Annotated in this window: 15 protein-coding genes; 8 read left to right on the top strand and 7 right to left on the bottom strand. The window is 68.3% G+C overall.

The window, feature by feature from the left end:
• Positions 1-61 precede the first annotated feature (61 nt).
• The gene (locus DS843_RS01190; RefSeq protein ID WP_149467065.1) at positions 62-1351 is read left to right on the top strand and encodes a tetratricopeptide repeat protein; all 1290 of its coding nucleotides are present in this window, start codon (positions 62-64) and stop codon (positions 1349-1351) included.
• Positions 1352-1392: 41 nt separating this feature from the next.
• Here DS843_RS01190 and DS843_RS01185 read toward each other — a convergent pair whose 3' ends face one another.
• The 3 genes from DS843_RS01185 to DS843_RS01175 form a co-directional block, all read right to left on the bottom strand.
• A complete protein-coding gene (locus DS843_RS01185; RefSeq protein WP_149467064.1) occupies positions 1393-2775 on the bottom strand; it encodes a hypothetical protein in 1383 nt (460 codons plus the stop codon).
• 23 nt (positions 2776-2798) lie between these two features.
• Entirely contained in the window at positions 2799-3383 is a 585-nt protein-coding gene (locus tag DS843_RS01180; RefSeq protein ID WP_149467063.1) for a BON domain-containing protein, read from the bottom strand.
• A gap of 165 nt (positions 3384-3548) precedes the next feature.
• Complete coding sequence (locus DS843_RS01175) at positions 3549-4346, bottom strand: N-acetylmuramoyl-L-alanine amidase family protein (RefSeq protein ID WP_149467062.1); 798 nt, start codon at positions 4344-4346, stop codon at positions 3549-3551.
• Between the two features lie 294 nt (positions 4347-4640).
• Here DS843_RS01175 and DS843_RS30990 point away from each other — a divergent pair, with 294 nt between their 5' ends.
• Entirely contained in the window at positions 4641-4811 is a 171-nt protein-coding gene (locus DS843_RS30990; RefSeq protein ID WP_167525156.1) for a hypothetical protein, read from the top strand.
• A 154-nt stretch (positions 4812-4965) separates the two neighbouring features.
• On the opposite strand, the gene DS843_RS01170 is transcribed toward DS843_RS30990, so the two are convergent.
• The gene (locus DS843_RS01170) at positions 4966-5352 is read right to left on the bottom strand and encodes a hypothetical protein (RefSeq protein WP_149467061.1); all 387 of its coding nucleotides are present in this window, start codon (positions 5350-5352) and stop codon (positions 4966-4968) included.
• Positions 5353-5521: 169 nt separating this feature from the next.
• Here DS843_RS01170 and purU point away from each other — a divergent pair, with 169 nt between their 5' ends.
• Positions 5522-6388 carry a formyltetrahydrofolate deformylase gene (gene purU / locus DS843_RS01165; RefSeq protein ID WP_149467060.1) on the top strand — a complete coding sequence of 289 codons (867 nt, stop codon included), beginning with the start codon at positions 5522-5524 and terminating at the stop codon, positions 6386-6388.
• A 36-nt stretch (positions 6389-6424) separates the two neighbouring features.
• Here the strand turns inward: purU and DS843_RS01160 are convergent, their stop codons facing one another.
• Positions 6425-7219 (bottom strand): response regulator, encoded by a 795-nt coding sequence (locus tag DS843_RS01160; RefSeq protein WP_149467059.1) that lies wholly within the window; start codon positions 7217-7219, stop codon positions 6425-6427.
• Positions 7220-7791: 572 nt separating this feature from the next.
• On the opposite strand from DS843_RS01160, the gene DS843_RS01155 reads away from it, so the two are divergent.
• From DS843_RS01155 to DS843_RS01140, 4 genes are all read left to right on the top strand, one after another.
• Entirely contained in the window at positions 7792-8340 is a 549-nt protein-coding gene (locus DS843_RS01155) for a hypothetical protein (protein ID WP_149467058.1), read from the top strand.
• Between the two features lie 175 nt (positions 8341-8515).
• Positions 8516-9049 carry a MarR family winged helix-turn-helix transcriptional regulator gene (locus tag DS843_RS01150; RefSeq protein ID WP_149467057.1) on the top strand — a complete coding sequence of 178 codons (534 nt, stop codon included), beginning with the start codon at positions 8516-8518 and terminating at the stop codon, positions 9047-9049.
• Complete coding sequence (locus DS843_RS01145) at positions 9046-10683, top strand: AMP-binding protein (RefSeq protein ID WP_149467056.1); 1638 nt, start codon at positions 9046-9048, stop codon at positions 10681-10683. Before DS843_RS01150 ends, DS843_RS01145 begins: the two co-directional genes overlap by 4 nt.
• Positions 10680-11105 carry a GtrA family protein gene (locus DS843_RS01140; RefSeq protein ID WP_286191874.1) on the top strand — a complete coding sequence of 142 codons (426 nt, stop codon included), beginning with the start codon at positions 10680-10682 and terminating at the stop codon, positions 11103-11105. The genes DS843_RS01145 and DS843_RS01140 overlap by 4 nt, the downstream gene beginning before the upstream one ends.
• 8 nt (positions 11106-11113) lie before the next feature.
• Here DS843_RS01140 and DS843_RS01135 read toward each other — a convergent pair whose 3' ends face one another.
• Positions 11114-11866 (bottom strand): class I SAM-dependent methyltransferase, encoded by a 753-nt coding sequence (locus DS843_RS01135; protein WP_149467054.1) that lies wholly within the window; start codon positions 11864-11866, stop codon positions 11114-11116.
• A gap of 143 nt (positions 11867-12009) precedes the next feature.
• Positions 12010-12960 carry a ChbG/HpnK family deacetylase gene (locus DS843_RS01130; protein WP_286191873.1) on the bottom strand — a complete coding sequence of 317 codons (951 nt, stop codon included), beginning with the start codon at positions 12958-12960 and terminating at the stop codon, positions 12010-12012.
• Between DS843_RS01130 and hutI the strand changes: the two genes are divergently transcribed.
• Positions 12935-14149, top strand: a complete 1215-nt coding sequence (gene hutI / locus DS843_RS01125) for an imidazolonepropionase (RefSeq protein ID WP_149467053.1) — start codon at positions 12935-12937, stop codon at positions 14147-14149. The genes DS843_RS01130 and hutI overlap by 26 nt on opposite strands.
• The last annotated feature ends 30 nt before the right edge of the window (positions 14150-14179 follow it).

Here is a 14179-nt window from a genome sequence, read left to right as displayed (position 1 = left end):
CCATGTTCTCCCGTTCCCGGTAAAGATGCTGTTAGTTCATTTTCCTATCAGGAGCCGTTCCGTGACCGAGCCGAGCGATCCGCCCCGTTCCCCGTCGCCGCGTCCGGGCCTTCTCGCCCGCGGCGGTGGGCGGCTGGGCGGCTTTGCCGCTCAGGCGGTGCGCCTGTACGCGGAGGCCAACACCTTGGCGACGGACGGGCTGGCCATGGAGGCGGAGGCCGCGTACCGCCGCACGCTGGCGTTGAACCCGCGCTTCGCGGAAGCGCACAACAACCTCGGCAACGTGCTGCGCGCCCAGGGCCGCGCGGAGGAGGCGGTGGCCGCCTATCGGGAAGCGCTGGCCTGCGGGCTGGACCATCCGCTGGTCCATTACAATCTGGCCTCGGCCCTGAAGGCGGCGGGCGATGCGGTGCCGGCGGAGCGGCACTTCCACCGGGCGCTGGCGGAGGAGCCGGCCTATGCGGAGGCGTTCAACAACCTCGCCAACCTGCTGCGCGACGGGGAGCGGCTGACCGAGTCCGCGACGGCCTACCGCCGCGCGCTGGCCCTGCGCCCTGATTGGGACGAGGCGCATGACAACCTGTCCGGCGCCCTTTACCTGCTGCACGAGGAAGGCCGGCGTGAGGAGGCCGCGCGCTTCGCCCGGTTGTGGCTGCGCGATCATCCGGACCATCCCGTGGCCCGCCACATCGGCGCCGCCATCGCCGGGCTGGCGACCGGGGACCGGGCCTCCGACGCCTATATCCGGCAGGTGTTCGACCTGTTCGCCGGGGAGTTCGACGACAAGCTGGTGGGCGAACTGGGCTACCGGGCGCCCGCCCTGCTCGCCGAGGCGGTCGCCGGGGCGGGGATCGCGGCGGACGGAAGCCTGGAGGTGCTGGACGCCGGCTGCGGCACCGGTCTTTGCGGTCCCCTGCTGCGCGGCTTCGCCTGCCGGCTGGAGGGGGTGGATTTGTCCCCCGGCATGCTGGAGCGCGCCGCCGCCCGCGGCCTCTACGACGCGCTGGAGGCGGCGGAGTTGGGGGCCTTCCTGACGGGCCGCCCGGGGGCCTTCGACCTGATCGTGGCCGCCGATGTGCTCTGCTATTTCGGCGCGCTGAACGGGGTGCTGGGGCAGGCCGCCGCGGCGCTGCGCCCGGGCGGGCGGCTGGCCTTCACGGTGGAGCGGCTGGAGGAGGGTGGGGCGCCCTGCCGGGTCGGCCCGCACGGACGCTACGCCCACGCGGAACGTCATGTGCGGGATTGCCTGACCGCGGCGGGACTGACCGTTCTGCGCATCGCCCACGACACCCTGCGCCACGAAAGCGGGGAGCCGGTGGCGGGGCTGGTGGTGCTGGCGGCGCGTTCCTGAGCGACGCGCCCGATCAGCCGGGCCCGATCAATCAAGCCCGATCAATCAAGCATCGGCAGGCCGGTCTCGATCCGCACGAGGGCGGCGAGCAGCGGGGCGCCGATGTCGCGCCGGACGAAATTGCTCGCCCGGTCCGCGGCATTGAGCGAACCCTGGAAGCTCTTGCGCCAGCGGTCGTCGCCGTACATCACCTTCTCCGCCTTGGCCTTCTGGGCGAGCAGGCCGGGGCGGCGGCCGGCGGATTCATCCACCAGACGGGTCAACCGCTTCATCAGCTCGTTGGCGCTGGTCGGGTCGCCGCGCTTCAGCGCCGCCTCGATCAGCTCGGCCAGGGCTTCGCCCCGGATGTCCAGGTCCTGCACCTGCTCGGCGTAGGACAGCGCCACGGAGGCGTCGGAGCGGCGGGCGATCCGGCCCAGAACCGCCGGGATGGTCCAGGGATTCTCGTCCTGCACGGTGCGCAGCAGGCCGAGCGCCAGATTGGTGTCGCCCAGATCCGCCGCGGCGACGGCCAGTTCCGGCGGGCAGCAGTCGGTCTTGGTCTCGCGGAACTTGGAGAACTGCGTCTCCACCGTGTTCAGGAACAGGGTGCGGGCCGCTCCCTCCTTGCCGGCGCGCAGCAGCGTCTGGGCGACCAGCCCCAGTTCCCAACCGCAGTTGCGGGCGGTGGCGTAGGCCTTGGCCTCCTCGGCGAGTTGGCCGGCCAGCGCCATGTCGCCGCGCCACGACGCCGCCTTCGCGATGTCGGCGAGGTTGTAGATGCGGGTCGAGCATTCCGGGATCTGCCGGGTGATGTCGAGCGCGAGCTGGCTCTGCCCCATCAGGGCGAGCGCGCGGGCGACGAACAGGTCCTGCCCGGCCCCGTCGGACGCGGCGCCGCGCCGCACCGCGCTGACGAAGGGGGCGATGATCTCCTTCGCCCGCGCGCCGTCGCCGATGGTGTTGTAGGCCACGGCCAGCGACAGCCAGTCCCAGCGGGCGGCGGTGATCGGCGTCTCCACCGGGGGCAGCATCTCCGCCACCCGGTGCAGGAAGCAGAGCGAGGTCATCGGCTCGTTGCAGACCAGCGAGCGGATGCGCGAGCGGAACTCGAAGAAGTCGAAATCGCCGACGAACTGGTTGGTGACCAGTTGGACGGCCAGCGCGCTGTCCGGATACTTCACGACGATTTCGTTCAGCAGCCGGTCGGCTTCCTTCAGGAAGCGGCTTTCCTCGGCGATGTCGTAGGTGTTGTCCGCCTGCCGGATCGCCTGCATCGCCTGGACGAACAGGCGGTTGGCCGGCCCCTGGTCGGGCTGGGGCTGCTGCGCCGCCGCCGGGGTGCCGGTCCCTCCCGCCGCCACGGTGAAGACCGCCAGCGCCATGAGCAGACTCATGGCGGCGGAGGCGGCAAGGCGGCGGACGAAGGCGGGCAGGATGGCCATGGCGGTGCGGAGACCCTGGTGCGCTAGAGGACGCGGGCGTAGTTGACGACGCGCTGGACGTTGGGAAGCGTGCGGGCGTGCTCGATCACGCGGTCGAGCTCGCCCTGGTGGGTGGCCAGACCCATGAGATAGACGACGCCGTTGACGGTATCGATGCTGAAATTCTGGCTGTGGATCTGAGAATCGAAGGTCAGCTTCGTGCGAAGTTGCGTCGTGATCCAGGTGTCGCGGGCGCTGTCCATGATGCCCGAGTCCGTGTCCACCTGGATCTCGTTGATCACTTCCTTGACGCCCTCCACCTGCCAGCACAGGCGCACGGCGTCCAGCCGCATCTGGGCGTCGGCGGCGCGCCCCGTCAGCAGCACCCGGCCCTGATCCACCGTCAGGCCGATGCGGCTGTGAAGGTCCATCGAATGCTGGAACCACAGATGGTTGATCTGGGCCTTGATCTGGGTGTCCGACGCGAAGCCCGACAGGCCGCGGTGCTCGCTGGCGGCGATGGCGGCGGTGCCCCCGGCGGCGCCCAGCACCACCGGCGCGCAGCCAGACGCGAGGCCCGCGACAGCGGCCATTCCGACCAGCGCCAAAAGGCGGCCAAACCCCGACACGCTCTGCCTCCGATCCCCGGCCCGCCGAAGGAACGGGCGGGCGGAAAAAGTCATGCCGCAGGTGCGTTGGCAATGGGTAATCTTGGGAGTGCTGTGCTTCATCGTCGTTTTGTTCCGGGGTGATGCACGAATGTTTCACTCGCTGCAGGCGCGAAGGAAACCGGCTCAGGCAAATGGCGCGCGCGTCACCAATCCGGCGATTTCGCGCGCCAGAACGCGCGCGATCTTCTGCCGCGCCTTGGGGTCGCGCAGGAGGGCCTCGTCCTTCGGATTCGACAGGAAGCCGGTTTCCAGCAGGACGGACGGAACGTCCGGCGCCTTCAGCACCGCGAAGTTGGCCGACCGCATCGGGTTGTCCAGCAGAAGCATGTCCTTCCCCGCACCCTTCACGATGGAATGCCGGGCCACCAGGGCGGCGTGCCGGGTGTGGCGCGCCGTCAGATCCAGCAGGATTTCCTTCACCGCCTTCTTGGCGTCCTTCAGGTCGGGGCCGCCGAGGCGGTCCACGGCGTTCTCCTTGCGGGCCAGCGCCGCGGCGAAGGAGTCGGAACTTTTTTCGGACAATGTGTAGGCGGACAGGCCGCGGGCCTCGCGGTTGGGCGCGCTGTCGGCGTGGATGGACACGAACAGGTCGGCACGCGCCTCCCGCGCGGCGTCCACGCGCTCGCCCAGCGACAGGAAGCGGTCGCCGTCGCGGGTCAGCCGCACGCCCAGCCGGTGCTGCCGGGTGAGCAGCCGCGCCAACTCCTGCGCGATGTGCAGGGTGATGTCCTTCTCCAGCGTGCCGCGCGCGCCGACGGCACCGGGGTCGATGCCGCCATGGCCGGGATCGACCACCACCATGCGCGGCCGAGGCGCCGGGCGGGTCTTGGTCTGTGCCCCGGCTTCAGCCGGGAACAGCATGGCGCCGGCCCCGGCGAGGGGGACGGTCAGCGCCAGTTGAAGGAGACGTCTGCGTTCCATTCGCCCCTGATTCCGCAAGGGTTTGGGGCCGCCGAAACCAAAAGTCCTAAGCGCGATCGGAAAGGCGGCGTCCGGCCCCGAGGAGGCCTGAGGTTCGAGCCCAAAGGGTGAGCGTTAACCAATGGGGACGCGCAAAAGGGTTGTCAAGGTTGGTCGGGCCAGCTCCGCCAATTGTCGCCGGGGGACCCTCCTGGGGGTGCGTTTCGACCTATGAGGAATCGACCCTTTTCAAGAATTCCTTGATGATGGAGGCCGAAAGCGCTAAAATTTTAGAAATAAGCTCGGGAGGTGGCGATGTTGAGGAACGCCTTGTTCAACATCATCCGGCAGGAGCAGCGCGAAGTCGAAGACGAACTCGAAAAGGAAGAGCGCAGCACGACTCCCAACGTCGGCCGTCTGGTCGCGCTGAAGCGCGAGGTTACCGACTTGCGGCGTGAGCTGGAGCATTTCCGCGACGTCAGATAATACGAATACGAACTGTTCCGCGCATCCGGCCCCTTTCCCACAATGGCGGGAAAGGGGTTTTCTGTACGCGCTGTTCCGTTACCCCGTGAACGAGCCGGCCGGAGGCAGCCGATGATTCCGTGAGGGGGGAGCTTCCCTCTATCCCAGCTTCCCTCTATCCCAACTTCACGTATCCCCGCTCGATCACCCGCTCCGCCGCTTCGAAGACAGCCAGCATCTCCTCGTAGGCGTGGCGGACGCGGGCCAGTTCCTCGATGGCGGCGGCGTTGGGGTGCCGCTGTTCCGATATCTTGAGTCCGGCGCGCAGATAGTCGGCGCGCAGTTCCGCCACCCGGACGGCCATGCGCAGGAAGGAGGTCTGGTCGAGGTTGGGAAGCTCGCGTCCCATCACCTCGCAATTCGCCTCCAGGATCGCCGCCTCCATGTTCTCCAGGAAGTGCATGATCCGGTGCCGCGAGGTGCTTTCCGCCGCTTCCGGCGTCAGCAGCTTGTCAACCTTGCCCTTGGCGTATTCGCCGACGATCTTCCCGCTTCTGCCCATGGCTTGCCCCTCCGATCGGCCCAATGCCGAAACGGCTCATTGTCGCATGGGAATCCTTACCAATTGCTGCCGGAAGGGCGATCCCGCATTCCCACATTTCACGATGCATTCCGCGGATGACCGTGCTAGGGAATTCGCCCTCGATTCCAGGCCGCAACGGTAGGCGCGCATGTCCGGCAACGGTTCCGAATACATCCTCACCATCTCGTGTCCCGATACGGTGGGCATCGTCTACGCCGTTTCGGGTTTCCTGGCCGAGCGGTCGTGCAACATCATCGACAGCGCGCAGTTCGGCGATCGAGGGACCAATCTGTTCTTCCTGCGCGTCCATTTCTCCGCCGCGCCGTCCGGACCCTCGCAGACGGAGCTTGAGGCGGCCTTCGCCGAGCAGGTGGCCGAACGGTTCGGCATGACCTGGAAACTGCACGACGCCGGACGGCGCCAGCGGGTGCTGATCATGGTGTCGAAGTTCGGGCATTGCCTGAACGACCTGCTGTACCGCTACCGCACCGGCTATCTGCCGATCGAGATCCCGGCCATCGTCTCCAACCACCGCGACTTCTACCAGCTCGCGGCGTGGCACAACATTCCCTTCCACCATCTGCCGTTGACCAGCGACACCAAGGCCCAGCAGGAGGCCCGTCTGCTGGAGATCGCGGAGCAGGAGAAGGTCGATCTGGTCGTGCTCGCCCGTTACATGCAGGTGCTGTCCCCGGCCCTGTGCGAGCGGATGGCGGGGCGGATCATCAACATCCACCACTCCTTCCTTCCCAGCTTCAAGGGCGCCAAGCCCTACCACCAGGCCCACGCCCGCGGCGTGAAGCTGATCGGCGCGACGGCCCACTACGTCACCTCGAACCTGGACGAGGGGCCGATCATCGAGCAGGAGGCGGAGCGCGTCGACCACACGATGACGCCCGACGACCTGGTGGCCATCGGGCGGGACATCGAGAACATCGTTCTGGCTCGGGCGGTCCGCTATCACGTCGAACACCGCGTCCTTCTGAACGGCGGGCGCACGGTCGTGTTCAAGTAGCGGGGGCTTTCCCCCGCCAGGGTCAGTGCCCCCGGGTCAGTGCTTCAGGGCGAGCGAGACTTCCTCGGGGTGGGGGGTGAAGACGGCGCGGGTGATCGCCTGTTCGATCTGTTCGCGGGTGAAGGGCTTGGGGATCACCGGCCCCAGATGCTCCAACCCCTGCTTGGCCAGTTCGTTGGGGAAGGCGGTGACGAAGATCACCGGCAGGAAGCGCTGGCGGCGAAGCTCCCGCGCCACTTCGATCCCGTTGTCGCCCTCGGCCAGACGGATGTCCATCAGCGCCAGCGTCGGGGAGTGGCGGGAGGCCAGCGTCAGCGCCTGGTCCATCGTGGCGGCGTTGCCGCAGACGGTGTGGCCCATGCCGCGGACCGTCTCCGCCAGATCGAAGGCGATGATGGCGTCGTCCTCGACGATCAGGATCGTCGCCGTCAGCTTGGAGCGCACCCGTTCGCGGGCGTAGTTCAGCCGTTCCACGGCGTCTTCCGGCGCGATGCCCAGCACGGCGGCGGCGTCGGCCAGCGGCAGATCCTCGAGATTGACGAGAAGGTAGAGCCGGCGGTCCATCTCCTCCAAGCTGTGCAGGGCCGCCTCCACCGGGTGGGCGCCGGGTTCTCCGGCGCGGGCACCGGAGCTGTCCTGCAATTGATTCAGGTGCCGGTACAGCGAACCCCGTGACAGGTCAATGGACGCCGACCCGCCCGGTCCGTCCAGATACCATTCCAGTGTGCGCGTCACCAGGGCATCCCCCTGCGTCGGCGTGCCGGTCAAAGCCCGGGCGTATCGCCGCAGATAAGGCAGATGTTCCATCAGGTGGCGGGTGTTCTGATCCATGTCTTTCCCCGTACTCCCAGCCAGAGCGGACCGCCGGGGCGCTGGCTTGCCCGCCGCGTTTCCCGGTTTTGCCGAAAGTTCCCGTCCGATCCCTTACAAAGTTAATTTCATATGGCGCAGTTCGCGCCGTTTCGGGAGAGACGACGAAAGGCTTATTCGGGATAGCTTGAACGGATTAAGTTCCATCGCCGGTCGGGTGGGGCCGCAACCCCCCCGTTCGCGCCGCCGTTCGGTCTGCTGCATATGCGAGGGATGGTGGAACAATCGGTATCGGCGAGATGTTGGGAGTGCCAATGGTGTGATTCCTCCCTGAACCGCCAGTCACTGCCGCCGCAGCGCCTGTTCCCACCGGGAACGCGCCGGCGGCGTTTTTTTTGCCCGGCGGTGTATTTTTGCAATGCATCGGAGAAAAAAAGTGCTCGTGGGCTTGCGCGGGGATTAGTGCGATATTACTGACTGTCCCCGGCGTCGCGCACCGGTGGCGGATCGGTCTCGCGGCCGTCCGGCACCGCCTTGCCAGACCCGTGCACGTCGAACCGCGTATGCCAGAGTCGCGCATGCCAGAGCCGCGTATGACCGAACCCGACTTCGACCCGCCGGACTTCGATTCCGCGGTGACCGACGGCATTCCGCCGGACGAACTGGCGGACTTCCACGCGTGGCGGCAGCGCGTGGTCGGCACCAACATCTCCGACAAGACCTTGCTGGCGACCGATTATCTCAATCACTTCAACGAAATCGTGATGCTGATCGAGATGATCCCCGACATGCCGGACATGCTGGAGGAATGCCTGATCTGGCAGCCCAAGAGCTATCCGGAGCATTTCAGCGACAGCGGCTTCTCCGACAAGGAACTGGCCATCGAGGCGTATGGCCACGTCCCGGCCAAGTTCAAGCGCCCCTTCGAAGACACCATTTCCCAGGCGCATCAGGTGGTTCGCCACACGTTGGAACGCGTTTCCGCCGACATCCATGACGGAGCGACCGACAAGCTGCGGCAGGATTGCCAGACCTCCGTCGCCATGATCCACCGCATCATCCAGGTCGCCAACGGCATCATCCACGGCACCGCCCACGTCATGGAACAGGCGGAAATCGACCTTTATCTGAGCGCCGGGTAGGCCGCGCGCGTCCACGCGCGGAAGCGCCCGGTCCCTGCGCAAATGACTATTGCTTGTGCACCAAGCATTCCTTCCTTGCATGGCTCAAAGGCCGAGCGTCACACTACAGTAAGTCTTCGAACGAAGAGGAGGCGGCGCTGCGGCGGATGCCTCCCACCGGGAGTGGAGACAGACCGTGAAGGGACCCGCCACCGCATCGGCCGATTCATCGGTCGAGGCGCAGGGGGACGTGTCGGTCGATGTGGAGGCAGCGGCCGACCTTGCCGCCTCCCCGGAGATGCGCCTCTGGTTGCGTCTTTCGGCGTGCGCCGTTCTGATCGGCGCCCGGATGCGCAGCCGTTTGCGCGATGAGTTCAGCACCACCCAGCCGCGTTTCGACCTGTTGTGCCTGCTCGACCGCCAGCCGGAGGGGCTGACCATGGGCGAGTTGTCGAAGCGCATGATGGTCACCAACGGAAACATCACCGGCATTGTAGAACGGCTGACGAAGGACGGGCTGGTCACGCGCGCGGCGGCGTCGAACGACCGGCGCATGCAGTTCGTCCGGATCACTCCCGAAGGCAGCGCCCTGGCGCAGGCCATCACGGCGGCGCAACGCCGCTGGCTGGCCGAACTGACGGCGGAGATGCCTCACGGCGACGTGGTTCAACTGATGGGGCTTTTGGGAAAGCTCAAGAAAACGGTGCGTGGCGGAGGCGTCAGGGGATGATTCGGTCCGGTCATATCGACAGCTTCACCCGCGACCGGCTGCCGCCGCCGGAGCAGATGCCCGATTTCTCCTACGACCGGCCCGAACTCACTTATCCCGAACGGCTGAACGCCGCCGCGGCCCTGCTGGACGTCTGGCGGGAGCGCGGCTGGGACGAGCGGCCATGCGTCATCGGAAACGACGACGTGTGGAGTTATGGCCGGTTCCGCGACACGGTGGACCGCATCGCGCGGGTCCTGACGGAGCGGTTCGGGATCGTGCCGGGCAACCGGGTGCTGGTGCGCGGGACCAACACGCCGATGCTGGCCGCCTGCTGGCTGGCGGTGCTGAAGGCCGGGGCCGTGGTGGTGCCGACCATGCCCCTGCTGCGCGCGGCGGAACTGGACAGCATCATCGAGCGCGCCGCCGTCTCGCTGGCCCTGTGCGACGCGCGATTCGTGAAGGATTTGGGCGCGGCGGCGGAAGCAAAGGGCGGGCGGATGCCCGTCGCGACCTTCAACGGCGGCGATCTGGAGGCGTGGCTGGAGGGGACGCCGCCGGGCTTCGACGCGGCGGACACCGCTGCCGACGATGTGGCGCTGATCGCCTTCACCTCCGGCACCACGGGCAAGCCGAAGGCGACCGCGCATTTCCACCGCGACCTTCTGGCCGTGGCCGACCTGTCGCCGCAATCTCTGCTGAAGACCAGCGGCGACGACGTGTTCTGCGGCACCCCCTCGCTCGCCTTCGCCTACGGGCAGGGGGGGATGCTGCTGTTCCCGCTGCGGGTCGGAGCCGCGGTGGTGCTGCTGGACCGGGCCACGCCGGAACGGCTTCTGGAGGTGACGGCCCGGCACAAGGCGACGGTGATGTTCACCGTGCCGACCGTCTACCGCGCCATGACCGCGCGCATCGAGGAGAACCCGGCGCTGGCGGAAGGGCTGCGCACGCTGCGCGCCTGCGTCTCGGCGGGGGAGCCGCTGCCGGCCACCACGCTGGAAGGTTGGCAGGCGGTGACGGGGATGGAGATCCTGGACAGCTTCGGCACCACGGAGATGCTGAACGCCGTCCTGCATTCCCCGCCCGGCGCCGTCCGGCCCGGCGCCACGGGCAAGGTGGTTCCGGGTTACGAGGCCCGTGTGGTGGACGACAGCCTGACCCCGCTGCCGCCCGGCCAGATCGGGCGGCTGGCCGTGCGCGGCCCGACCGGCTGCATCTATCTGGACGACCCGCGCCAGGAGAATTACGTGCAGGGCGGCTGGAACCTGACCGGTGACGCCTTCCGCATGGATGAGGACGGCTATTTCTGGTATCACGCCCGGACCGACGACCTGATCGTCTCCGCCGGCTACAAGATTTCCGGCCTGGAGGTGGAGGACGTCCTGCTTCGCCACGAGGCGGTGGAGGAATGCGCGGTCATCGCCGCACCCGACCCGTTGCGCGGCTCCATCCCCAAGGCCTTCATCGTCACCCGCGACGGCGTGCGGCCCAGCGACGATCTGGCGGAACGGCTGCAATGCTACGTCAAGGACCGGATCGCCCCCTACAAGTACCCGCGCGCGGTGGAGTTCCTGGACCAGTTGCCGCGGACGGAAACGGGCAAGATCCAGCGCTACAAGCTCCGGCAGAGGGAATGGGTGGACGGCGAGGATTGACGCCGGAACCGGCGGACCGCCGAACGGCGCATGCCCCCCTGGTGCAGTTCCTGCTGTTCGTCGTGGTCGGCTGCGCGGCGGCGGTCGGCCACTACGGCGTTCTGATCGCCCTGTCGGAACTGGCGTCGGCTCCGCCGGTGCTGGCCTCGGCGGCGGGGTTCATCGTTGGCGGCGTCATCAGCTACCTGCTGAACTACGGCCACGTCTTCCGCAGCGAGCAGGAGCACCTGCCCACCGCCACCAAGTTCGTGGCCGTCGCGGCGGTCGGGCTGTGCCTGAACAGCGCGATCATGTGGGGGCTGGCGCAGCGGCTGGGCCTGCATTACCTGCCGGCCCAGCTCACCGCGACGGCGCTGGTGATGCTGTGGAGCTTCGGCGCGAACCGCTTTTGGACCTTCAACGCCGGATCACCCGCCCGCTGAGCGCTCTCCTACTGAGCGTGGGAACGGGCGATGAAGGAGTGGCGGTGCGGGGTCGGTCCGATGTTCTTCGGCAGCCGTTCGGCCCGCAGCCCGGCGGCGGACAGCCGCGATTCCAGGTCCGCGGGCGTGTAGGTGGAAAACCCGGACTCGCGCCGGATGCGGCGGTAGTCGGACAGCGCCATCCGCCCCAGCCCCATCAGGGCGGCCATCAGGAAACCATGCCGCCGCGCCATGCCGAGCTGGCTGGCGATGTCGCGCAGCATCGGCGTGTCGGGGTCGACCACATCGGCGATCAGGACGCGCCCCTCCGCACCGACCAGACCGCGCCAGAGCCGGAGGACGCCGTCCAGCTCCTCCCGCGGGATGTACTGGAGGACGGAGACGGCCAGCACCAGATCGATGCTGCCCGCTGGAAGGGCGGCGAGGTCGTCGTCGTCCAGAACCCGGATTCCCGGATGGCCGGACAGCCGCTCGCGCAGGCGTTGCCGCACGGCCGGGGCGGCGTCGTAGAGCCAGACGTTCCGGCAGCGCTTCGCCATGGCCTCCGCCGCCAGCGCGTCGCCGCACCCGAAATCCAGGACGGTCCCCCCCTCCGGAAGATGGGCTTCGATGTCACTTTGCAGGCAGGCGAAGTGTGCCTCGAGATTGCGCTGATTCGCGTAGATGGCGTTGGGCCGGTTCCAGAAATCCACCCAGCCGCCAGCCCCCTGACCGCCCGGCGGCCCGGACGGCATCCCGCCCGAAATCCCGTTGTCGTGCATTCCCGCATCCCCTCATGTGGGTCGATTCTTGTCGAGGGGATGTTGTTCGTCGTCCCTCCGGATGGAAGAGCCCCCTCGTTCCGACCCTATGTGTACCATCGTAGGGACGAACCGTCGGAAGGGTCAAGAATGACCGCTGGAACTCATGCCGCCGGAAAGTCGGCGAAGCGGGCGAGGCGGATGTTCCGCTCGGCGAGCAGGGCGGCGAAGGCCGGACTTTTCAGATAATCGTGTTCCACCTTGCGCTGGTCCACCAGAGGGTCGGCGCGGCGCAGGGCCTCGTCAGGGATGCCGGGATGCACCATCACCAGCAGGCGCCCGGTGGGGCGGTCCAGGAAGCGCGCCATCAGATCGGGGAAGGGCCGGCGTCCGGAGAAATCGTAGACCCCGGCGAAGCGGTCGTTGGCCGGAATGCCTCGCGCCCGCGCCAGCCGCGCCAGACCGCCGCCCAGCCCGCCGATCAGCAGGGTCTTCGGAACGGCCACGCCACGCCGCAGGACCGCGGCGACCGGCTCCGCGCACAGGCGGACATAGGCGCCGGGCAGGGCCGCCAGGGCGTCCGCCACCGCCTCGCGCACGGTGGGAAGCTGGTGGACGTGCTGGTGCCCGTCGATGTAGGCCGGCGGGCCGCCCCAGGCGGCGGCGAAGGCGTCGATCTGACGGGCCAGTTCCTCCCGGATCTCCTGGGGGGCGAGCCCCCCGGTGTAGGCCAGCTTCATCAGCGTGCCCAGCGGCGGCAGCTTTCCGCCGGGGGCCAGCTTCGGCAGGGAACCCAGCGGCGTCTGGTCGGTCAGGGTGAAATGCAGCCCGACGTCGGCCTTTTCGGACAGCGCCTTCAACGGCGCCGCTCCCTCCGCCCAATAAGGGCAGAGCGTCATGGCCGAGATCGCCGTCAGGCGCCCGGCGGCGATGAGATCGCGGATGGCCTCGTTGACGCCCGGCGACAGACCGTAGTCATCGGCGCAGAGCAGGACCGGATGCGCCGAGCGCAGGGATGGGGAGGTGTCGGTGATTGGCATGGCGATGTAAGGTGGGGCGGACAGCGGCGCGAAGCCGGGGAGGGGGATGATGGAGTGGGACAGCCTGTGGTTCAACGGTCATGCGGCCACCATGGCGCCGATGGGCAATGTTCGGGATGCGGTGATCGCCGTGAAGGACGGCCGGATCGCCTGGATCGGCGCCGCCAGGGACAGGCCCGCGGGATGCGCCGCGGAAGAGCATGATCTGGGCGGACGCTGGGTCACCCCCGGCCTGATCGACTGCCACACCCATCTGGTCTTCGGCGGCAACCGCGCCCGCGAGTTCGAGATGCGGCTGGAGGGTGCGACCTACGAGGAGATCGCCCGCGCCGGCGGCGGCATCGCCTCGACCGTCGCCGCCACCCGTGCCGCCGACGAGGACAGCCTGATCGCGAGCGCCGCCGTCCGCCTGCGCCGGCTGCTGGACGAGGGCGTGACGGTGGTGGAGGTGAAGTCCGGCTACGGCCTCGACCTCGCCACGGAGCGGCGGATGCTGCGCGCGGCGCGGGCGCTTGGCGAGCGCTTCCCCGTGACGGTGCGGACGACCGGTCTCGCCGCCCACGCCCTGCCGCCGGAATTCGCCGGACGGGCCGACGACTACATCGCGCTGGTCTGCGAGGAGATGCTGCCCGCCCTGGCGGCGGACGGGCTGCTGGACGCCGTGGATGCCTTCTGCGAGCGGATCGCCTTCTCGCCGGAGCAGACGGCCCGCGTGTTCGACACCGCGCAACGGCTGGGTCTGCCGGTGAAGCTGCACGCCGACCAACTCTCGGACGGCGGCGGGGCGGCGCTGGCCGCCCGCTACAAGGCGCTGTCCGCCGACCATGTGGAGCACACGGGCGAGGAGGGCGCGCGGGCGATGGCCGCGGCGGGGACGGTCGCCGTGCTGCTGCCCGGCGCCTTCTACATGCTGCGCGAGACCAAGCTGCCGCCCATCGAGCTGTTCCGGCGCCACGGCGTGCCGATGGCGGTGTCCACCGACTGCAACCCCGGAACCTCGCCCGCCGTGTCGCTTCTGTTGATGCTGAACATGGCCTGCACCCTGTTCCGCCTGACCCCGCAGGAAGCGCTGGCCGGAGTCACCCGCAACGCTGCCCAGGCTTTGGGCATGGCCGGCACCCACGGCACGCTGGAACCCGGCAAGGCCGCCGATCTGGCCGTGTGGGACGTCGGCGACCCGGCGGAGCTGTGCTACTGGCTCGGAGCCAACCCCTGCGCGGTGATGGTGCGGAGCGGGCGGCTGGTGAAAAGGCTCCAAGGGTAGACTATCATCGGGACGACGCGGACGGAGGTG

Source organism: Roseomonas genomospecies 6 (assembly GCF_008365375.1).
Taxonomy (GTDB): Bacteria; Pseudomonadota; Alphaproteobacteria; order Azospirillales; family Azospirillaceae; genus Azospirillum.
Note: the sequence above shows the minus strand (reverse complement) of the source record. Positions and strands in the feature narration are given on the sequence as shown.

What these genes read in the sequence shown, in the direction of transcription:
- DS843_RS01185 (WP_149467064.1), bottom strand. Translation starts at nt 2,775, where the DNA reads ATGGCCATCCTGCCCGCCTTCGTCCGCCGCCTTGCCGCCTCCGCCGCC.
- DS843_RS01175 (WP_149467062.1), bottom strand. Translation starts at nt 4,346, where the DNA reads ATGGAACGCAGACGTCTCCTTCAACTGGCGCTGACCGTCCCCCTCGCC.
- DS843_RS30990 (WP_167525156.1), top strand. Translation starts at nt 4,641, where the DNA reads ATGTTGAGGAACGCCTTGTTCAACATCATCCGGCAGGAGCAGCGCGAA.
- DS843_RS01170 (WP_149467061.1), bottom strand. Translation starts at nt 5,352, where the DNA reads ATGGGCAGAAGCGGGAAGATCGTCGGCGAATACGCCAAGGGCAAGGTT.
- purU (WP_149467060.1), top strand. Translation starts at nt 5,522, where the DNA reads ATGTCCGGCAACGGTTCCGAATACATCCTCACCATCTCGTGTCCCGAT.
- DS843_RS01160 (WP_149467059.1), bottom strand. Translation starts at nt 7,219, where the DNA reads ATGGATCAGAACACCCGCCACCTGATGGAACATCTGCCTTATCTGCGG.
- DS843_RS01155 (WP_149467058.1), top strand. Translation starts at nt 7,792, where the DNA reads ATGACCGAACCCGACTTCGACCCGCCGGACTTCGATTCCGCGGTGACC.
- DS843_RS01145 (WP_149467056.1), top strand. Translation starts at nt 9,046, where the DNA reads ATGATTCGGTCCGGTCATATCGACAGCTTCACCCGCGACCGGCTGCCG.
- DS843_RS01135 (WP_149467054.1), bottom strand. Translation starts at nt 11,866, where the DNA reads ATGCACGACAACGGGATTTCGGGCGGGATGCCGTCCGGGCCGCCGGGC.
- hutI (WP_149467053.1), top strand. Translation starts at nt 12,935, where the DNA reads ATGGAGTGGGACAGCCTGTGGTTCAACGGTCATGCGGCCACCATGGCG.